Raw genomic sequence first — 20,063 nt, forward strand, 5'->3', positions numbered from 1 at the left:
GATGGAAGGCACCACGCCAGCGGTCGATCCCGGGCTTGCTGCCGCGCTCCGCGGCCTCGCCGACATCGCCTTGCCGCCTGATGTCTCGATGCTGCCGCAGACCTGGGCGTGGGCCGTACTAGCCGTTCTCGCTCTCTTGGCGATCGCCTTTGCGCTCTGGCGCTGGTACCGCTACCGTCAGCTCAATCGTTACCGTCGCGAGGCGCTTGGCGCGCTGCGCGAGATCGAAGGGCGTATCGGCGCTGCTCAAACACGGGGACATGCGCTCGCTGCACTGCCCGCCCTTCTCAAGCGCACGGCGCTCGCCGTCTGGCCGCGTGAGACGGTTGCCAATCTGAGCGGCAGCGGCTGGATCGGCTTCCTCGACGCCCATTCCGGTGGCCCGGTCTTTCCGGCAGCGGCAGCGCATTTCTTCGAAGAGGCGGAGTACCGCGGGCCGGCAGCGTTGGCATCTGTCCCGGAAGCCGAAGCGAAGGCCCACATCGCGGCGGCACGCCATTGGATCGAGGCGCATCATGTACGTCCTTGATCATCCGTGGCTGCTCGTGCTGCTGCCGCTTCCCGTCGTCATCTGGTGGCTGCTGCCTGCCTATCGCGAACAATCGTCGGCGATCCGCTTTCCCTTCTTCAAGGACATCACCGCGGCAGCCGGCATCGGGGCGACCGAGGGCTCGGTGGTGCCGAAGACCAATCTCGGGCAAAAGCTGATTGCGCCGACCTGCTGGATCCTGGTCGTCCTGGCGCTGGCCCGGCCGCAATACATCGAGCCGCCGATCGAAAAGACCGAACCGCAGCGCGACCTGATGCTGGCGATCGACCTCTCGCAATCGATGGACACCCGCGACTTTCACGATCCAGCCGGCAATCTCCAGGCCCGCGTCGACGCCGTACACAAGGTCGTTGCCGATTTCATCGACAAGCGCCCGGAGGACCGCCTCGGCCTCATCGCCTTTGGCGATGCGCCCTACCCCCTCGTGCCGTTTACACTCGACCACAAGACGGTCCAGGCGATGCTTGCCGATAGCCTGCCGGGCATGGCCGGCCCGCGCACTGCGATCGGCGATGCGATCGGCCTCGCCATCAAGATGTTCGACCAGAGCACGGCGCCGGATAAGGTCATGATCCTTCTGACCGACGGCAACGACACGGCAAGCAAGATGCCGCCTGACAAGGCCGCCGGCATCGCTGCCGATAAGCATATCGTCATCCACACGGTGGGTATCGGCGATCCCAATGCACAAGGAGAGCAGAAACTCGACACGTCGGTGCTGCAGCAGATCGCAACAGCGACGAACGGTCGATATTTCTTCGGCCGGGATCAGGCGTCGCTCGAGAAGATCTACGTGCTTCTCGACCAGCTGACGCCGGCCAACCAGAAGACCCTGTCCTGGCGTCCGCGTATCGAACTTTTCCACTATCCACTCGGTGCGGCGCTGATTGTCCTCCTCCTCTATCACTCCGCGATGTGGCTCCTCTCGGCGCGGACGGCCCGGCAGCGCGAGCGGGAGGCGGACGCATGATCGCCGATTTCCATTTCCTGCGCCCCCTCTGGTTGCTCGCACTGCTGGCTGCGCCCCTGCTTGTGGTCCTGATCGGCCGGCGCACCGACGTGCGCTCGCAATGGAAGGGCATGATCGCGCCGCATCTTCTCGACCATCTGCTGATCGAGAAGGGTGGGAAGCACCGGTTCCACCCCGTCCACTTGACTGCAGCCCTGATCGCGATTGCAGCGATCGCTGCCGCCGGACCGACATGGCAGCGTGAGAAACCGCCCTTTGTCGAAGACACTGCACCGCTGGCGATCGCCATCGATCTCACCGAAACGATGAACGCCACCGATATCTCGCCAACCCGGCTTGAGCGCGCCAAGCTCAAGGTGCAGGACATCCTTTCAATGCGAAAGGGCGCACACACCGCGCTCTTTGCCTATGCCGGCACGGCCCACATGGTCTTGCCGCTCACCGACGATGCCAATCTGATCCGGACCTATCTCGCCGCCCTGTCGCCCGGCATCATGCCGGTTTCCGGCCGGGACACCGGCAAGGCGCTGCAAGTGGTGGAAGCCGCGCTTTCCAGCGAGGCCGTTCCAGGCACGATCCTGTTCATGACGGATGGCGTCGAGCGCACGGCGTTCGACGCCTTTGCGCAGTACAAAGGGCGCAATGACCTGATGGTGCTCGGCATCGGCACCGCCGACGGCGGCCCGGTGAAGACGGCCGGCGGCCAGTTTCTGACGGATGCGACGGGCGCGCGGGTTCGCGCCAAACTCGACGTCGATGCGCTGAAAGCCTTGCAATCGGCTTCGAAGACGCAGGTGGCAACCGTCACGCCCGACGATAGCGACGTACGCTGGATCGTCAGGCGGATCCAGACCAGCTTTGCACAGAAGACGGCGGAGGGTCTGACACGCTGGTACGATGCCGGCTGGTGGCTGACCATTCCAATCACGTTCCTGGCCGCGCTCTGGTTCCGTCGCGGTTGGACGGTACGCTGGGCGGTCTATCTGGTTGCCATCGGCACGGTGCTTTCGGGAGCAAAAGCCGAAGCGGCCGATCGCAGCTTTGCCGATCTCTGGTTCACCCCGGATCAGCAGGGACAACGCGCCATCGCGCGCGGCGATTTCCAGGGTGCAGCCGGCGATTTTGCCGATCCGGCCTGGCAGGGCGTGGCGCTCTACCGCACCGGTCGTTACCAGGACGCCATCGATGCCTTCGCGCAAGCCGATACGGCCGAAAGCTACTACAATCAGGGCAACGCCCTGATGCACCTCGACAAGGCCGAAGAGGCGATTGCCGCCTACCAGCAGGCGCTGAAACGCCGCCCGGACTGGGCCGAAGCCAAACAGAATCTGACGGTCGCCGAAAAACGCAAGGCCGACAAGGACAAGCAGGATCAGGACGCCCAACAGGAGGCCGCCGGCCTCGACCCGGACCAGGTCCAGTTCGACGACAAGGGCAAGAAGGGCAAGGAAGGAACCGTCGCGGGCGCGCCACAGACCGCCGAGATGTGGATGCGCAACATCCAGGTTTCGCCAGCCGACCTGCTCGCGCGGAAATTCGCGATCGAAGCGAAGGATGCGCAACCATGACCCTTTGCATCTGGCGCCCGCTTCTCTGGCTCGTCGCCCTCTGGCTATCACTCGCCAACGTCGCCTTGGCCGCCGACCCCTTCGCGCGTGCCACGCTCGCCACCAAGGGAACGATTTATACCGGCCAGCAAATCGAAGTCGACGTCGACGTCTTCGCTCCCAATTACTTTCTGTCGCCGCCGCAGTTTCCGCTGTTCGACCTGCCCGGCACTGTTGTCACGATGCCCGACGATCGAGGCCTGAACCTCAACGAGACCATCAACGGCGTTGCCTTTTCCGGGATCCGCAAAACCTACATCATTACCCCGCAGGCAGCCGGCGACTACGTATTGCCGCCGGTCGATATCCCATTCGGCTACGCCGCCGTTCCGGGCGAAACAGCACAAGGCCAGGTGAAAATGCCGATGCTGCGGTTCACCGTCACGGTCGTACCGGGAGGTGCTGACGGTCGGTTGACTGTCACCTCCGCCAAGGTGACCATGACCCAGACCTTCGATCGCGACCCGGCAAGCCTCAACGCCGGTGATGCCCTGGTCCGCACCATCATCGTCAACGCGCAAGGGCTCGCAGCGATGATGATCCCGGAGCCGTCCTTCGATGCGCCTGAAGGCGCGCAGGTCTATGTCCACAATCCCGTTCTTTCCGAGGACAGATCCGACCGGGGCGAGTTCCGCGGCGGCATTCGCAAGGATACGGCCACCTATGTTTTTGCGAAAGCCGGTGAGTACACGATCCCTGCCATCCCCTTGCAGTGGTTTGATCCGGCAGTCGGCAAAGCCCAATCGGTCGACGCGCCTGCGGCCAAGGTGTCGGTTGCGGCAGCGCCCGCCAACGCGACAGGTCTTGCCCCACCATCTCCATCGCCGGAGGAAGCGCCCTTCGACTGGTTGTGGTGGATTGCCGCTGGCCTTGCCGTGGCGACATTTGCGCTCGTGATCCAAATTGCCGCCGTTTTGGCCGGTCGCGTCCAGGCATGGTTAGACGAAGTCCAGGCGGACCGAGCGCAGTCCGAACCCACGGCCTTCCGCCGCGTCGACGAGGGATGCCGTAGCGGCGACGCCCAACGTTTTGAAGCGGCGATCGACGCATGGTCGCGCAAGACGGGGAATGTGCCGTTGACGGAGTGGCTCGAACGCTTCGCCGACCCCGGGACGAACGCAGCCTTCGCCGACCACCAGCAGTCGCTTTATCGCTCCACGCAAGCGGCTCAGAAGCCCGATCTCCTGCCACTCAGAGCCGGTCTCACCAAGGCGAGGCGTCGCTGGCTCGAGCAAACCTCCGACATCGAGCCGGCGTCAGACAATGGCCTGCCCGATCTCAATCCGGTGTTCGAAACAGACGTGCTGAACACGCGCTAACGCTTGGCCACCGGGACGTTACGGCCCGATGCAGGCTTTCGTAACCGTTACGTACTTGCCGGTTGCACGCCGTTCAACCCACAGTTCAGCGGTACGATCCAAGACTTTGCCTGCCAGACCCAACGCAATCCGTCGTGGCCTCAGGGAGACATGAGATGCCCATTGATTTGAAGAGTGCCTTCGGCCTGCTGGCTGCTTCGGCGGTCCACAGGTCCATCAAGCCGAAAGCGCTTGCGCTTGCCGGCACCGTGCTGATGACGACGATCTCGGCGTCGTCCCTGCCGGCCTTCGCCCAGGATACAGCCAAGCCCAATATTCTCGTTATTTTCGGGGACGACATCGGCCAGACCAACATCAGCGCCTATTCCTTCGGCGTGATGGGCTACAAGACCCCGAACATCGACCGCCTCGCTAGCGAAGGCGTGCTGTTCACCGACTATTACGCCGAGAACAGCTGCACGGCGGGCCGCTCCACCTTCATCACCGGCCAGTCGGTACTGCGCACCGGCATGTCAAAGGTCGGTGTTCCCGGCGCGCCCGTCGGAATTCAGGATCGCGATGTCACGATTGCCCAGGCGTTGAAGCCGCTTGGCTACGCGACCGGACAGTTCGGCAAGAACCACCTTGGCGACAAGGACGAGTACCTGCCGACCGCCCACGGCTTCGACGAATTCTTCGGTAATCTTTACCATCTGAACGCGGAGGAAGAGCCGGAGCGGCCCTATTGGCCGAAGGATCCGAACGATCCCTTCGTCAAGGCGGCCACTCCGCGCGGTGTGCTGCATTCATTTGCCGATGGTAAGATCGAAGACACCGGTGCGCTCAACACGAAGCGCATGGAAACGATCGACGACGAAACCACGGCGGCGGCCATTGGCTTCATGGAAAAGCAGGTCAAGGAAGGCAAACCCTTCTTCACCTGGATGAACACGACACGCATGCACCTGTTTACGCACATACGGCCTGAATACCAGGGTCAGAGCGGCATGCCCGGCAACGACTATGCGGACGGCATGGTCGAACATGACAACGACGTCGGCAAACTCCTGAAAGCCATCGACGACCTGAAGATCGCCGACAACACCATCGTCGTCTACGCCACGGACAACGGCCCCAATCAGTTCTCGTGGCCGGACGCGGCAACCACGCCGTTCCGCAGTGAGAAAGATACCAACTGGGAAGGCGCTTTCCGCGTTCCCGCCATGATCCGCTGGCCGGGCAAGATCAAGCCTGGCGTCTCCAATGAGATGGTCTCCGGCCTCGACTGGTTCCCGACGCTGCTCGCAGCTGCCGGCGACAAAGACATCAAGGACCGGTTGCTGAAAGGCACGAAGCTCGGCGACAAGGACTTCAAGGTCCATCTCGACGGCTACAACCAGCTTCCCTACCTCACCGGCGAGCAACCGAAGGGATCCCGCAACGAGTTCTACTACTTCAATGACGACGCCAAGCTTGTTGCGATGCGCTTTGACAACTGGAAAGCCGTCTTCTGCGAAATGCGCAAGCCTGGCGGCTTCGATGTCTGGCAAGATCCGTTCACCTGCCTGCGCGTGCCGAAGATATTCAACCTGCGCATGGATCCCTACGAGCGCGCAGACATCGTCTCCGATCAATACAACGACTGGAGGACAAAGAACGTTTATCTTGCCGGGATTGCGACCATGAAGGCAGCTACTTTCCTGGAGACCTTCATCGAGTATCCGCCGAGCCAGAAGCCGGCAAGCTTCTCGGTCGATCAGGTCGAGGAGGGCGTGCATGCCAAAATCGACGAGATCATGAAAAAGGTCCCGGCGGCCCAGTAAGCTGATAAGGGCGGCGCGTCTCGGACGCGCCGCCTATTCCTTTTCCGCATTCAGCATCTATGGTGAGCCGGATTGACCGTAAAGAGTTCCGCACCCGTGTGCCCGGTCGATGTCGACGGGTCCAACGAGAGACAGAGTATGCAGCACCGGGCCTATGCCTTCAGCCCCGCCATGGCCGGCTTCATGCTCTTTTTGTCCGGTGCGGCCGCGCTGATCTTTCAGGTTCTCTGGATCAAGCAGCTCTCGCTCGTCACCGGTGTCGACATCCATGCGGTGAGCGCCGGCGTCAGCGCCTTCTTTCTCGGCCTTGCCCTTGGCAGCTTTATTCTCGGACGTTTCGGTGATCGCGCCACCCGTCCCTTGCGCGTCTATGCCCTGCTTGAAATCGGCGTCGCCCTGCTCGGCGTTGGGGTTACTTTTGGGCTTTCGCGGATCGCCCCACTCTTCGTCTCGATCGAGACGAACCTGCCCGTTGTCGCGTGGACAATGCTGATCCTGATTGTTGCCGCACCGGCTTTTCTGATGGGCGGAACGCTTCCCGTCCTCCTTCGCGCCCTCGAAACAGCGCCCGGCGGGGTTGGAGCCAAGGGTGGGCGTCTCTACGCGGCCAACACACTTGGCGCCATCACCGGCTGCCTTGCGGTCTCCTTCGTTATCGTTCCAGCGCTCGGGGTGCAGGCAACCGGCCTTGCCGCGGCCGCTCTCGGGCTTTCCGCCGCAGCGCTCGCGCTCTCTCGCAGCGCGGTGTCCGCGATCGCTGCACCGGCGGCATTGCCGGCATCCTCCACTGGCGAGGGCGGCTCGCGCCTCGCCCTTGCTCTCTACGCGCTCGCCGGCGGCGTGGCGCTCGGCTACGAGGTCGCCTGGTCGCAGGCAATCGTGCAATTCATCTCGACCCGCTCCTTCGCCTTCTCGGTCGTGCTTGCCACCTATCTGGCCGGCCTCGCGCTCGGTGCAGCGCTGTTTGCACGCCGAACCGATCGGCTTGCCGATCCCTGGACCACATTCGGCCTGCTCATTACCGCGGCGGGCCTCGTCGCACTTTTTGAGTTGGCCGTGCTCGGCACGTGGCTCACGGTTTGGCAGACAAACGCCGAAGCGGCGGTTGCAGCCGTCACAGGCAGCATATTTGCCGGCATGAGCGTCCGCTTCGTCGTGGCCGCACTTGCCATCGTTTTCGTGCCGACACTGATCCTCGGCGCCGCTTTTCCGGTGGCGTTGCGCCTTTCCGTCAACCCTGCCCATATCGGGCGCGATACCGGCCGTGTGCTCGCCTTCAATACGCTCGGCGGTATCGCCGGAACGCTTGCCACCGGTTTTCTGCTGATCCCGACGCTCGGTATCATCCGCAGCTTTGCCATCCTGGCGGTCATTGCCGCGGCGATCGGCCTTGTTGCGATTAGCAGAGGTAAGAGCAGCCTGCGTGCCGGCCCTCGACTTGCCGTGCCGGTGCTCGGTGCCCTCACTCTCTTGCTCGCCATCTTCGTGCCGCCGGACAGGCTCGCCGCTCTGCTGACGAAATCACGCGGCGACGGCACGATCGTTTCCTACGAAGAAGGCCTCGGCGCCACCGTCGCGGTCATCGAGCAGGGGCAAGCCGACCGCCGCTTCCGGCGGCTCTATATCCAGGGTGTCTCCAATACCGGCGATGCCATGCCGTCGCTGCGCTACATGCGGCTACAGGCCTTGTTGCCGCTCCTCATCCACAAGGGCGAACCGAAGTCAGCGCTGGTAATCGGTCTTGGAACCGGCATCACCGCCGGATCGCTGCTGGCCTATCCCGGTCTGGAACGCCGCGTGGCAGCCGAACTCTTGCCTTCGGTCGCCCGCGCGTCTGCTCTGTTTGCGGGCAACCTTGGCGCTGCCGGAGATACGCGGCTGGAGATCCGCCTGCGCGACGGACGGCGCGAACTGCTGCGTAGCGAGGAGCGCTACGACCTCATCACTTTGGAGCCACCGCCGCCGTCCGCAGCCGGCGTCGTCAATCTCTATTCGTCCGACTTCTACCGTCTGGCGCGCGCGCGTCTGGCCGAGAACGGCATGGTGGCGCAATGGCTACCTATCGCCACCCAGAATGACGAGGACACCCGCTCCCTCGTCAGAAGCTTCCTCGACACTTTCCCTGAAGTCACGCTCTGGTCGACCGAGCTGCACGAGATGCTGCTGGTCGGGTCGCTCCAGCCGCAGGAACTCGATGCCACGCGAATTGCCGACCGGATGAAGGAGCGCCCAATTGCCTCAGCACTTGGCGAGGTCGGCATTTCCAGCCCGGCCGATCTGCTGGCGACCTGGATGATGGATCGCTCGGGACTTGAACGCTACGCAGGCAGCGCCCTTCCGGTGACGGACGATCAGCCGCGCATCGAATATGCGGGATGGGTGCGGCCCGACGAGTTGCAGCGCACGCTTCCGTCGCTGATCGCTCTCAGAACCGAGCTTCCGCTCCTTGCGGCCGACCCCGCAACGAAAACGGCGATTGCCGAAGCGCACAACAGGCTTCTGCTTTTCTATCAGGCCTCTCTCAATGCCTATGCCGGCTATCGCGCGGAATGGGCGCGCGACATGGAGGTGCTGATGCGGGTCGAACCGGCCAACCCGTATTACAGGTGGTTCGTTCCAAGCAGTCCGCGGTAACGGAGTTGATTGCTGTCGTTGACGTCCCGCTCTGTCTTCCGAGCGACCCGCTCAAGCCGCGCGGACAACCGCAGCCGACCAAGAATAATTCCGCCGTAAAGGCAGCCTGGCGCGAAATATTTGCGCAACGGCCCTTATGAATGGCACCTGATTGCAACCCGGCATCTACGATCACGGTGTATCCTGTCGCCATTCAATCCAACCATCTGTTGGGCAGGGAGGCAGGAAATCTCATGACGGACCAGGACAATTCAGCAGCCGCCGCGACATCGCGGGCGGCGATGGAAGGTGAGCTGGGCATTCTGGCGCGGCGGCGCATAGAGGCCGGCATCATTGCACCGATCTATGAGGCGATGCGCGAAGAGATCGGCGAGGAACGCGCCCAGTCGATCCTCGACAAGGCTGTCAGCCGCGCCGCCATCGAGGCCGGCAAGGCGTTTGCGGCCAAGACCCCCGGCGGCACCAATCTACGGACGTTCCAGGAGCTGCAGGATCTCTGGACGCAGGACGATGCGTTGACGATCGAGGTGACGAAGGCGACCGACGACGAGTTCCACTACAACGTCAAGCGCTGTCGATACGCGGAGACCTATCGCGAGATGGGGCTCGGCCATATCGGACACCTGCTTTCCTGCAACCGTGACGGCGTTTTTTGCACCGGCTACGATCCGCGCATCACGCTGGAGCGCACGCAGACAGTGATGCAAGGCGCGTCCCATTGCGACTTCCGCTACCGCCTGAATGCTGAAGCGGCGGGAGAAGAGAAATGACCGCCACGGGGCAAGCGCGCAAACCCCTGGCTACCGGCACCAACATGCCTGCGATCAACGGCGACCGGCTATGGGCCGATATCGTTGCCACGGCGGGCTTCGGCGGCACCGACAAGGGCGGCGTGACCCGGCTGACACTGACGGAGGAAGACCGGCAAGTCCGCAACTGGTTTATCGCCGAATGCCGCTCCCTTGGCTGCACGATCGAAGTCGACCGGATCGGCAATATCTTCGCCACCTATCCCGGCGAAGACCCGTCACTGCCGCCGATCGCCGTTGGAAGTCACCTCGATACCCAGCCGCAGGGCGGCAGGTTCGACGGGATCCTCGGCGTGCTCGCAGGGGTGGAGCTGATCCGCACGCTGAAGGAGACAGCGACCGTGCCGCGGCACGACCTGACCGTCGTCAACTGGACGAACGAGGAAGGCTCGCGCTTCTCGCCGGCGATGATGGGTTCCGGCGTCTTTTCCGGCGCATCGCGCCTGGAAGCAATCGAGGCTGTGATCGACCGCGATGGAAAGACGGTTTTGGCGGCGCTCGAAACCATCGGCTATCGCGGTGAAACCGCTGTCGGTCATGTCGGCTTTGCCGCCTATGTAGAGCTCCACATCGAGCAAGGCCCGCTCCTGGAAGCGGCAGCGACCGAGATCGGTATCGTCACCGGCGTCCAAGGCGTGCGCTGGTTCGATGTGACGATCAGCGGGACGGAAGCCCATGCCGGCAGCACACCGATGGCGCAACGTGACGACGCGCTGGTCGCAGCCTCCGAGATCGTGCTGGCCGTGCGCGATATCGCGCGCCGTCACGCACCCGGCGTCGGCACCACAGGGTTTGCCGCAGTCGGCCCCAATTCGCGCAATGTCGTGCCGGGCTCGGTGCAGTTGCAGATCGACATGCGCCACCCCTCCAAAGCAGGGCTAGACCAGATGCAGGCCGCGCTTGAGCAGGCGATCGGGGCGATCAACGCCAGGATCGCCCTCAGTCACATCTGGTCGAAGCAACCGGTCGTGTTCGATCCCGGCATTGTCGATGCCGTGCGTGCCAGCGCAGCCGCACTCGGTTACTCCGCAACCGAGGTCGTCTCCGGCGCCGGTCACGATGCCGCCCATATCGCCGGCAGGTGCCCGACCGCCATGATCTTCGTGCCCTCGAAGGACGGGCTGTCGCACAACGAAGCGGAGTATTCCTCGCCAGAGGAATGCGCCCGCGGTGCCGACGTGCTGCTGCAGACGGTGCTACAGATCGATCTGAAATAACGAAAAGCGTCGCCGGCGGTATGTTCCGCCGGCGACGTTGGTTTCAATGCTCGTTTCCGCGCTCTCAGCGCTTGGTGTTACGCAGGCCGCTAGAGCGTTTCCGATTTAGACGGAAACACAGAAACGCTCTATGTCTCTGTTCTTACGCATTTCCTGACGGAAAACCGCTCCGCACTTTTCCTGGAAATGCTTTATCCCATAGCCACCACGCCTTGCGCCACATGCCGGCTCAGCCGCGGGCCGAGTCCAGTTGCTCGTTATCCTTCTCGACTTGCTGCGCCTTCAGATAGCTTTCGATCAGCAGCTGATATTCCGGGAAGATCTTGGTGTAGATCTCGGCCCATTGCTGCGCGTCGTCGCGGTGCCAGGTGCGCTGCAGTTCGGAGGCGACAGCAGCCGTGTCCATCGGGATAACACCCGCCTGGACGACGCGGGCAAGGGTGATCTCCTGTGCCATCTTCGAATAGGTGCCGGACGCATCGACGACGGCGAAAACCTTGTAGCCCTCGTGCGCGGCGCTGATCGCCGGGAACGCCATGCAGACGCTAGTGATCGTGCCGGCAATGATCAGCGTCTTGCGGGCGGTCGCCTTGACGGCCGCAACGAAGTCCGGGTTGTCCCAGGCGTTGATCTCGCCGCGACGGGCGACATATCTCGCATGCGGCGCATTGGCGTGGATTTCCGGGATCAGCGGGCCGTTCGGGCCTTGCGGCACCGACGCCGTGGTGATCACAGGCATTTTCGCCAGCGTCGCCATGCTGGCGAGCGCTGCCGCATGAGCGCGAAGCTTCGGCATCGGCATGTCGTTGACGGTCTGGAACAGGCCGCTCTGATGGTCGATCAGAAGCATGACCGCATCGTCCGGGTCGATGACCGGGCGGGCGCCGTTGAAGTTTGCGACATTCGTCATGGGCTTTTCTCCTAGGGTGGCCCGCGGTTAGCGGGAAGCCTTGGTGGTGGTGTAGCTGTTGATCAGGTTGCGGTAGTCGGGGATATGGTTCGAGAACAGCGTTCCAAGCCCCTCGACGTCGTTGCGCCAATCGCGGTGCAGTTCGCAGGCGACACCGAACCAGGTCATCAGCTGGGCGCCGGCCTGCGACATGCGATCCCAGGCAGAATGGCGGGTGATGTCGTTGAACGTGCCGGAGGCATCGGTCACGACGAAAACATCGAAGCCTTCCTCGATAGCGGACAGCGCCGGGAATGCGACGCAAACCTCGGTGACGACGCCGGCAATGATCAGTTGCTTCTTGCCAGTGGCCCTGATCGCCTTGACGAAGTCTTCATTGTCCCAGGCATTGATTTGGCCGGGGCGCGGAATGAAGGGAGCATCGGGAAACATTTCCTTCAGCTCCGGCACGATCGGACCGTTCGGCCCGTCCTCGAAACTGGTCGTCAGAATCGTCGGCAGCTTGAAGTATTTCGCGAGATCGGCGAGCGCCAGAACATTGTTCTTGAACTTGTCCGGGTCGATATCCCTGACCAGCGAGAGCAGGCCCGCCTGGTGGTCAACAAGCAGGACCGCAGCCTGATCCTTGTCGAGACGCTTGTATGTTTTTGCCATGGTGAAGGCTCCTTCATCTTCCGTCATGTCCGCGTGCTCGGGCCGTCGATCGGCCGTCATGCGCTCGGCGCGGGGTTCCGAGCACCCGAGAGCTCAAAGTGCCGGTTCGGGGACGGCGCCGAAGCGGCCGTTCTGGAAGTCGGCGAAGGCCTGGCGGATTTCGTCGGCGGTGTTCATCACGAACGGCCCATGCATGACCACCGGCTCGTCGATCGGCTCAGCACTCAGGACAAGCACCGTCGCATCGGAGCTCGCGTCGAGTGTGATGGCGCCGCCTTCACGGCTCATGAGGCCGAACTGGGCTTCGCCGATCAGGTCGCTGCAATTGACGAGCACGGTTCCGCGCAACACCGCCAGCCCGACCGAATGGCCTTGAGGCAGCTCAAGGGCCAGCGAACCGCCCTGATTGAGGCGAAGATCCCAGAGATTGATCGGCGTAAACGTCTGCGCCGGTCCGTTGCGACCGTCGAACGTACCGGCGATCACCCTGAGCGTGCCGGCACCTTCCGGCAGCGTCACTGCGGGAATGTCAGCGTTGAGCAGGGTTTGGTATCGCGGCCTTGCGGACTTGGCCCGCGCCGGGATGTTGACCCAGAGCTGAACCATTTCCAGAGTGCCGCCCTGCCTGGTGAAAGCGTCGGAGTGGTATTCTTCATGCATGATACCGCCAGCTGCTGTCATCCATTGCACGTCGCCCGGGCCGATATGGCCACCATTGCCGGCAGAGTCGCGGTGATCCACTTCGCCACGGTAGACGACGGTCACCGTTTCGAAGCCTCGATGCGGGTGCACGCCGACGCCGCGACGGTGCGTTGCCGGCGCAAACTCCGCCGGGCCTGCATAGTCAAGCAGCAGGAACGGGCTTGCATGCTCGCCGACGCTGTCATGGGACAAAAGCGAGCGCACAGGAAAGCCATCGCCGACCCAGTGCGATCGGGCGTTTCCGAAGATGCCGAGTATCTTGCGCATGTCTGTTTCTCCTTGTGCACCGCGTGACAAGCGATGGCGTTGGGAGGAACATATTCTTGTGACAAATCTGGCGGTAGGCAGCTAAAACGGGCTACAGTGTCCTAAAGACAGGACAATAATTCACCATGCAGGACTTGAACGATCTTAAACTTTTCGTCGATGTCGTCGAGCAGAACGGCTTTGCGGCGGCAGCCCGCAAGCTCGATATGCCGCGCTCGCGGCTCAGCCGTCGCATCGGACTGCTGGAAGAGCGGCTCGGCGTCCGTCTCGTCCAGCGCTCGACGCGCCACTTCGTCGTTACGGATATCGGCAAGGAATACTACCGCCACTGCGTCGCCATGCTGGTGGAAGCCGAAGCGGCGCAAGAGGTGATCGACCGCACGCGTTCCGAGCCACAGGGCGTCGTTCATGTCAGTTGCCCCTCCTCAGTGCTCTATTTCCAGGTCGGCGAGATGATCGCCCGCTTCATGGCCGGCTGCCCGAAGGTCGAGGTGGTGCTGGAGAGCACCAACAGGCAGGTGGATGTGCTGCGGGAAGGCATAGACATTGCCATCCGCGTCCGCTTCCCGCCGCTGGAAGAGAGCGATCTGGTGATCAAGCGACTGGCCGAGAGCGCGCAGCGCCTGGTCGCCAGCCCCCGGCTGCTCCGTCCCGACGCACGGCCCTTGACGCCCGCCGATCTCGCCACCCTTCCGAGCCTGGCATGGAATTCAAACCGGCAGGAGCATGAGTGGTGCCTGGACGGACCCGATGGCGCCAGCGCCATCGTGCGCCACAACCCGCGGCTTGTCACCGAAGACATGGTGGCCCTGCGCCTCGCCGCACTGAAAGGCGTCGGTGTCACACAATTGCCGACCATGGTCGTCAGGCAGGATCTGAAGGATGGAACGCTGGTCGACGTGCTGCCGCAGTGGGCGCCCCGGGCCGGCATCATTCATGCCGCCTTTCCGTCCCGGCGTGGGCTGCTCCCCTCGGTCAGGGCCCTGCTCGACTTTCTTGCCGTCGAATATGCCGAGCTTGCGCGTCTGGACGAACCCAGAACGTGATGCCGCAGCAGTCCTGTATCAGGAAGCGTCGACCGTGCGCGTCTTCAGGATCGCCGAAAAGCGCGGATCGAAGGTACGGCTGATCGGCTCGGCGGCAGCGCCGATGGCGACTGCCCAGGGATCGGTGAATCCGACTTGCAGCCGCGGCAGTCGGCGGTCGCGACGATCGGCGAGCGATGGAAGAAGTGGTTGCATCGCATTGGTGATCAACTGCGCCAAGCCCGGCGGCAGCCCGCCGCACAGGATCACGGTCTGTGGATCGAAGATGGTTTCCAGCGCCTGCACCGCCGCGCGCAATTCGTAGACGGCCGCATCCAGCCAACCTGGCAACCGGATATCCCCGCCTGCGACGGCCGCATCGATGCGGGCATAGAGCTCCGGGTCGGCGGGATCGAACTCGAGCAGCTTGCAGAGAGACGCAATCGAGGCGCGGTATTCGAGCGGTGTGCGCTCATGCTCGGCAGCCCCCCGCGGCCGGCTGAGGATCATGCCGATCTCGCCGCCGTTGCCGTTGGCGCCCCGATAAAGCTCGCCGTTGAGGATCAGCCCGGCGCCAAGACCGTAGCCGAGATAGATACAGATGGCGTGATCGACACCGTGCGCTGCGCCGACCAGACGCTCGGCCGTGGCGGCCGCCGCCGAATCGTTCTGCAAGGCAACATCGAGGCAGGTGCCGGCGGCAAGCGTTTCAAGCAGCGGGTAATTCTGCCAGGCCGCCATCATCCAGGGATCGTCGCCGTCCGCCTCAACCCCGAACGGACCCGGCATCGCCGCACCAAGTCCGACAAGGCGTTGCTCCGATTGCGGCGCGACCGACGCCAGATCACGCCGGGTCTTTTCGATGAGATCGAGAATGGTCTTGACACCGGTCGCCGGCCCGCCCGCCGGAAGGTTGGCCTCTGCGCGCGCCAGAACGGTACCCTCGAGATCCACCGCGATGGTGCGCGTGACGTGCCGGTCGATCTGCAGGCCGATGGCAAAGGCGCCCTCGGCAACCAGGCGATAGGGCGTCGACGGCTGTCCCCGGCCATTGCGGACCGCTGTCAGCGACTGGACCAGCCCGTCGCATTCCAGATCCTCGATGATGTTGGAAACCGTCTGCTTCGTCAGCGCGGTCGCACGGGCAAGGTCGGCGCGGGATAGTTGCCCGTTCAGCCGCAATGCGTCGATCATGACGCGCCGGTTGTGGGCGCTCGTCCCTTCCTGGTTGGTGCCGCTCTTTGCCCGGATCGGTCGCAAATCATTCATCCCGAAAACCCCACTTGACACCGTTAGAATATTGAACAAGAAATAAGTCAAGACAATTGACTTAATTGGGAGCCGCAAAGAGCTCCGGGGGAACGAAGGCTACGACCAGAGGTCGTCACCAGCGCTCCGATAGATATGTCGACGGCCGCCCGCAAGCGGGCGGATTTCTCATATCCGGCTCACCGGGGAGGTGTGCCGGCAAACTGAAACGCTCAGTTATTGGAGGCAGGAATGTTGAAATCCATTAAAACCACGTTGCTCAGCGCAACCTTGCTCGGCTTGTCCTTTGCCGGCCACGCCTATGCCGAAACCACGCTCAATGCGCTGTTCATGGCGCAGGCGGCCTATAGCGAAGCCGACGTGCGCGCCATGACCGAGGCCTTCACCAAGGCCAATCCGGATGTGAAGGTCAATCTTGAATTCGCCCCCTACGAGGGCCTGCACGACAAGACCGTGCTGGCGCAGGGCTCTGGCGGCGGCTATGACGTCGTGCTCTTCGACGTAATCTGGCCGGCCGAATACGCCTCCAACAAGGTGCTGGTCGATGTCTCCGACCGCATCACCGACGAGATGAAATCCGGCGTCCTGCCGGGCGCCTGGACGACGGTCGAATATGACGCCAAGCGCTACGGCATGCCGTGGATCCTCGACACCAAATACCTGTTCTACAACAAGGAAATCCTTGAGAAGGCCGGCATCAAGGCGCCGCCGAGGACCTGGGACGAACTGACCGAACAGGCCAAGATCATCAAGGACAAGGGACTGGCCGCAACGCCGATCGCCTGGAGCTGGTCGCAGGCCGAGGCCGCGATCTGCGACTACACCACGCTCGTCAGCGCCTATGGCGGCAAGTTCATCGACGGCGGCAAACCTGCCTTCACGTCGGGTGGCGGTCTCGACGCGCTCAACTACATGGTGACGAGCTATTCTTCGGGGCTCACCAATCCGAACTCGAAGGAGTTCCTGGAAGAAGACGTTCGCAAGGTCTTCCAGAACGGTGAAGCCGCCTTCGCGCTCAACTGGACCTACATGTATAACCTCGCCAACGACCCCAAGGAAAGCAAGGTCGCCGGCAAGGTCGGCGTCGTGCCGGCACCGGGTGTCGCGGGCAAGAGCGAGGTTTCGGCCGTCAACGGCTCGATGGGCCTTGGCATCACCTCGACCAGCAAGCATCCGGACGAAGCGTGGAAGTACATCGTCCATATGACCTCGCAGCCGACGCAGAATGCCTATGCGAAGCTGAGCCTGCCGATCTGGGCGTCCTCCTATGAAGACGCCAACGTCACCAAGGGCCAGGAAGAGCTGATCGCCGCTGCGAAGCTCGGCCTTGCCGCCATGTATCCGCGCCCGACGACGCCGAAGTACCAGGAGCTTTCGACAGCCCTGCAACAGGCGATCCAGGAAGCGCTGCTTGGCCAGGCCTCCGCCGAGGATGCGCTGAAGACCGCCGCCGAAAACAGCGGCCTCTGACCCCTTCGGTCTTCGACTTCCCGGGTGGCTCTGCCGCCCGGGACTTGCCGGGACGATTTGTTCGGCAATAGCATCATGGCCAAGATGGCCGAAAAGGTTTCCAACCCATGTCCGGTACCTGGATAACGACGCGCGCGTGGCTTTTGATGCTGCCGCTGCTCATAGTCATGATCGCCGTCATCGGCTGGCCGCTGCTCGACACTGTCAGGCTTTCATTCACCGACGCGAAGCTCGTCGGCACCGAAGGCACATTCGTCGGCATCGACAACTATGCCAAGGTGCTCGGCGGCTCAAATTTCCAGCGCGCCCTGGTCACCACCACCTGGTTCGCGGTGATCTCGGTAACGGCCGAAATGGTGATCGGCGTGCTGGCGGCTCTGTTGCTCAATCAGCAATTTCGCGGCCGCACGGCGCTGCGCGCCTTGATGATCCTGCCCTGGGCGCTGCCGACCGTCGTCAATGCCACTCTATGGCGGCTGATCTACAACCCGGAATATGGTGCATTGAACGCCGCCCTGACCCAGATCGGACTGATCGACAGCTATCGTTCCTGGCTCGGGGAGCCCGGGTCGGCGCTGACCGCGCTCATCGTCGCCGATTGCTGGAAGAACTTTCCGCTTGTCGCCCTGATCGCGCTTGCCGCCCTTCAGGGCGTGCCGCGCGACATCACGGCCGCCTCGCTCGTCGATGGCGCCGGGCCGATAAACCGCTTCCGCTATGTCATCATGCCCTATCTCGCAGGTCCGCTGCTGGTGGCACTGGTGCTGCGCACGATCGAGGCCTTCAAGGTGTTCGACCTTGTCTGGGTGATGACGCGCGGCGGTCCGGCCAATAGCACGCGCACGCTGTCGATCCTCGTCTATCAGGAAGCCTTCTCGTTTCAGCGCGCGGGATCCGGCGCCTCCCTCGCACTGATCGTCACCCTCCTGGTCACGGTGCTCGCGGTCGCTTATGCCGCCCTCGTGCGCAAAGCTGCAGGAGCCACCTGATGGAACGCCAGGCCCCGCTCTTTACCGCCTTCATCTACGCCTCGGCCCTTTTGCTGGCGGCCGTCATCCTTGCGCCCGTCCTATGGCTCTTCATCATGAGCATCTCGTCTGCCGCCGACCTCTCAGCAAAGCCGCTCAACTGGTGGCCCGATGAGATCGACCTGTCGCGCTACGGCGTGCTGCTGAGCACGCTCGAAAACAGCGCGGGTGCGGCCTTCGTCGCCTCGCTCCTCAACAGCCTGAAGGTTGCCGGCATGGCGACGCTTGCCGCCATTGCCGTTGCCATTCCCTCGGCCTGGGCCGTGTCGCGGACGCCTGCGGTCTCCTGGTCGCTCTACGCGGTGATTGCCACCTACATGCTGCCGCCGGTGGCGCTGGCCGTGCCGCTCTATATGGGGCTTGCCACTCTCGGCCTTTTGAACTCGGTCTTCGGTCTGGCGCTCGTCTATCTCACCATCCTTGCACCGTTTACCACCTGGCTGCTGAAATCCGGCTTCGATGCCATCCCGAAGGAAATCGAGAGCGCTGCGATGATCGACGGCGCACGGCTCGACCAGATCCTGAGGATCATCACCCTGCCGCTCGCAGCCCCCGTCATGGCAACATCGGCGCTCTTTGCCTTCCTGCTTGCCTGGGACGAATTCTTCTACGCGCTGCTGTTCACATCGGACCTGCGCGCCAAGACGCTCACGGTCGCCATCGCCGATCTCGCCGGCGGCCGTGTTTCCGACTACGGACTGATCGCAACAGCCGGCGTGCTTGCCGCCCTGCCCCCGGTGCTGATCGGTCTCGTCATGCAGAAAGCCTTGATCTCAGGGCTCACCAGCGGCGGCGTCAAGGGATGACCATGAGCGATACAACCAACCGCCCAGCCGGGCTCATTGCAATCGATCTTGAAATGGCACGCCAGGCCGCTGACGCGGTCGCATCGTTCCATGCCGCCGAGGCGCTTGCCGGCAGGATCGCCGCATCGCTCAAATCGACCGGCAAGCTGTTGTTGCTCGGCATGGGCGGCTCGCATGCCGTCGGCCGCGCGCTCGAACCGCTCTACCGTGCGCACGGCATTGATGCGATCGCACTGCCGTTGTCCGAGCAATTGGGACAGCCGCTGGCGATTGAGGGCAAGACGATCCTCGTCACCTCGCAGTCGGGGGAAAGTGCGGAGGTATTGCGCTGGTTTGCGGAAACGAACGGAGCCACGAGCGACACCTTCGGCCTGACCCTTGAAGGCAGCTCGTTCCTGGCCCGCAGCGCGCCCTCCCTGGTCGGCGTCGGCGGCACGGAAAAGGCATTCGCTGCGACACGCAGTCTGACGATCAGCTTTGCTTTGCACCTTTCAGTCCTGGCCGCCCTCGGCGACGACGCTGCCGCAGCCTTGCAGGCAATCGAAGCGCCGCAAGCGCCCGACGCGGCAGCGGCGCTCGCAGCCCTTGCCGGCGTCCGCGCCGTCGTGACGTCAGGCCGCCAACTTCAGGGATTGGCCGAAGCAATCGGCCTCGGCCTGACCGAGTTGTCGCGACTGCCCTGCTTCTCGCTCGAAGGCGGGCAACTGCGGCACGGGCCGATGGAGATGCTCGGCCCGTCAGTCGGCGTCGTCCTGTTTCGCGCCGCGGATGCAACTGCCGGCCTCGTCAGCGCCATGGCGGTTTCGGCAGCAGAAGCCGGCGCGCCGGTCATCGTCTTCGATGCCTCCGGCGAGACACCGATCCCCGGCGTGACCACGCTTTCCTTCGAAAAGGCCGCCGGCATGGCAGCGATCTTTGCGATGCTGCCGGTGGCGCAATCCTTCATGATCGCCTTTGCGCAGGCACGCGTCACTGACGCCGGAACGCCGGTGCGGTCGACCAAGATTACCCGGAGTGAATGAAG

Annotated in this window: 17 protein-coding genes; 13 read left to right on the top strand and 4 right to left on the bottom strand. The window is 63.3% G+C overall.

What is annotated here, in order from left to right:
• The first annotated feature begins 1 nt into the window (after nt 1).
• From LPJGGPFB_RS27630 to LPJGGPFB_RS27665, 8 genes are all read left to right on the top strand, one after another.
• Entirely contained in the window at nt 2–529 is a 528-nt protein-coding gene (locus LPJGGPFB_RS27630) for a DUF4381 domain-containing protein (RefSeq protein ID WP_173423132.1), read from the top strand.
• The gene (locus tag LPJGGPFB_RS27635; RefSeq protein ID WP_173423133.1) at nt 516–1,520 is read left to right on the top strand and encodes a vWA domain-containing protein; all 1,005 of its coding nucleotides are present in this window, start codon (nt 516–518) and stop codon (nt 1,518–1,520) included. The genes LPJGGPFB_RS27630 and LPJGGPFB_RS27635 overlap by 14 nt, the downstream gene beginning before the upstream one ends.
• Nucleotides 1,517–3,088 carry a vWA domain-containing protein gene (locus LPJGGPFB_RS27640; protein WP_173423134.1) on the top strand — a complete coding sequence of 524 codons (1,572 nt, stop codon included), beginning with the start codon at nt 1,517–1,519 and terminating at the stop codon, nt 3,086–3,088. Before LPJGGPFB_RS27635 ends, LPJGGPFB_RS27640 begins: the two co-directional genes overlap by 4 nt.
• Entirely contained in the window at nt 3,085–4,446 is a 1,362-nt protein-coding gene (locus LPJGGPFB_RS27645) for a BatD family protein (protein WP_173423135.1), read from the top strand. Before LPJGGPFB_RS27640 ends, LPJGGPFB_RS27645 begins: the two co-directional genes overlap by 4 nt.
• 254 nt (nt 4,447–4,700) lie before the next feature.
• Nucleotides 4,701–6,248: an arylsulfatase gene (locus tag LPJGGPFB_RS27650; RefSeq protein ID WP_234903128.1), complete on the top strand. Its 1,548-nt coding sequence runs from the start codon at nt 4,701–4,703 to the stop codon at nt 6,246–6,248.
• A gap of 138 nt (nt 6,249–6,386) precedes the next feature.
• Nucleotides 6,387–8,882, top strand: a complete 2,496-nt coding sequence (locus LPJGGPFB_RS27655) for a spermine/spermidine synthase domain-containing protein (protein ID WP_173423137.1) — start codon at nt 6,387–6,389, stop codon at nt 8,880–8,882.
• 233 nt (nt 8,883–9,115) lie between these two features.
• Nucleotides 9,116–9,652: an L-2-amino-thiazoline-4-carboxylic acid hydrolase gene (locus LPJGGPFB_RS27660; RefSeq protein WP_173423138.1), complete on the top strand. Its 537-nt coding sequence runs from the start codon at nt 9,116–9,118 to the stop codon at nt 9,650–9,652.
• A complete protein-coding gene (locus LPJGGPFB_RS27665) occupies nt 9,649–10,908 on the top strand; it encodes a M20 family metallo-hydrolase (protein ID WP_173423139.1) in 1,260 nt (419 codons plus the stop codon). Before LPJGGPFB_RS27660 ends, LPJGGPFB_RS27665 begins: the two co-directional genes overlap by 4 nt.
• Before the next feature lie 229 nt (nt 10,909–11,137).
• On the opposite strand, the gene LPJGGPFB_RS27670 is transcribed toward LPJGGPFB_RS27665, so the two are convergent.
• From LPJGGPFB_RS27670 to LPJGGPFB_RS27680, 3 genes are all read right to left on the bottom strand, one after another.
• The gene (locus tag LPJGGPFB_RS27670; RefSeq protein WP_173423140.1) at nt 11,138–11,818 is read right to left on the bottom strand and encodes an isochorismatase family protein; all 681 of its coding nucleotides are present in this window, start codon (nt 11,816–11,818) and stop codon (nt 11,138–11,140) included.
• Nucleotides 11,819–11,845: 27 nt separating this feature from the next.
• Nucleotides 11,846–12,472, bottom strand: a complete 627-nt coding sequence (ycaC, locus tag LPJGGPFB_RS27675) for an isochorismate family cysteine hydrolase YcaC (RefSeq protein ID WP_173423141.1) — start codon at nt 12,470–12,472, stop codon at nt 11,846–11,848.
• Between the two features lie 93 nt (nt 12,473–12,565).
• Nucleotides 12,566–13,441 (bottom strand): pirin family protein, encoded by an 876-nt coding sequence (locus tag LPJGGPFB_RS27680; protein WP_173423142.1) that lies wholly within the window; start codon nt 13,439–13,441, stop codon nt 12,566–12,568.
• Between the two features lie 125 nt (nt 13,442–13,566).
• Between LPJGGPFB_RS27680 and LPJGGPFB_RS27685 the strand changes: the two genes are divergently transcribed.
• Nucleotides 13,567–14,487, top strand: coding sequence for a LysR family transcriptional regulator (locus tag LPJGGPFB_RS27685; protein WP_173423143.1), 921 nt, complete (start codon nt 13,567–13,569; stop codon nt 14,485–14,487).
• An 18-nt stretch (nt 14,488–14,505) separates the two neighbouring features.
• Here LPJGGPFB_RS27685 and LPJGGPFB_RS27690 read toward each other — a convergent pair whose 3' ends face one another.
• Nucleotides 14,506–15,735 (bottom strand): ROK family transcriptional regulator, encoded by a 1,230-nt coding sequence (locus LPJGGPFB_RS27690; RefSeq protein WP_173423144.1) that lies wholly within the window; start codon nt 15,733–15,735, stop codon nt 14,506–14,508.
• Between the two features lie 231 nt (nt 15,736–15,966).
• On the opposite strand from LPJGGPFB_RS27690, the gene LPJGGPFB_RS27695 reads away from it, so the two are divergent.
• The 4 genes from LPJGGPFB_RS27695 to LPJGGPFB_RS27710 all read left to right on the top strand — a co-directional run bounded on the left by LPJGGPFB_RS27695 (nt 15,967) and on the right by LPJGGPFB_RS27710 (nt 20,061).
• On the top strand, nt 15,967–17,205 hold the full coding sequence (locus tag LPJGGPFB_RS27695) for an extracellular solute-binding protein (protein ID WP_173423145.1): 1,239 nt from the start codon (nt 15,967–15,969) through the stop codon (nt 17,203–17,205).
• 107 nt (nt 17,206–17,312) lie between these two features.
• Nucleotides 17,313–18,194 (top strand): carbohydrate ABC transporter permease, encoded by an 882-nt coding sequence (locus tag LPJGGPFB_RS27700; protein ID WP_173423146.1) that lies wholly within the window; start codon nt 17,313–17,315, stop codon nt 18,192–18,194.
• Nucleotides 18,194–19,039 carry a carbohydrate ABC transporter permease gene (locus tag LPJGGPFB_RS27705; RefSeq protein ID WP_173423147.1) on the top strand — a complete coding sequence of 282 codons (846 nt, stop codon included), beginning with the start codon at nt 18,194–18,196 and terminating at the stop codon, nt 19,037–19,039. Before LPJGGPFB_RS27700 ends, LPJGGPFB_RS27705 begins: the two co-directional genes overlap by 1 nt.
• A complete protein-coding gene (locus LPJGGPFB_RS27710) occupies nt 19,036–20,061 on the top strand; it encodes an SIS domain-containing protein (protein ID WP_173423148.1) in 1,026 nt (341 codons plus the stop codon). The genes LPJGGPFB_RS27705 and LPJGGPFB_RS27710 overlap by 4 nt, the downstream gene beginning before the upstream one ends.
• Nucleotides 20,062–20,063: the final 2 nt, after the last annotated feature.

The sequence above is a fragment of the Ensifer adhaerens genome, from assembly GCF_013283195.1.
GTDB lineage: Bacteria > Pseudomonadota > Alphaproteobacteria > Rhizobiales > Rhizobiaceae > Ensifer > Ensifer adhaerens_G.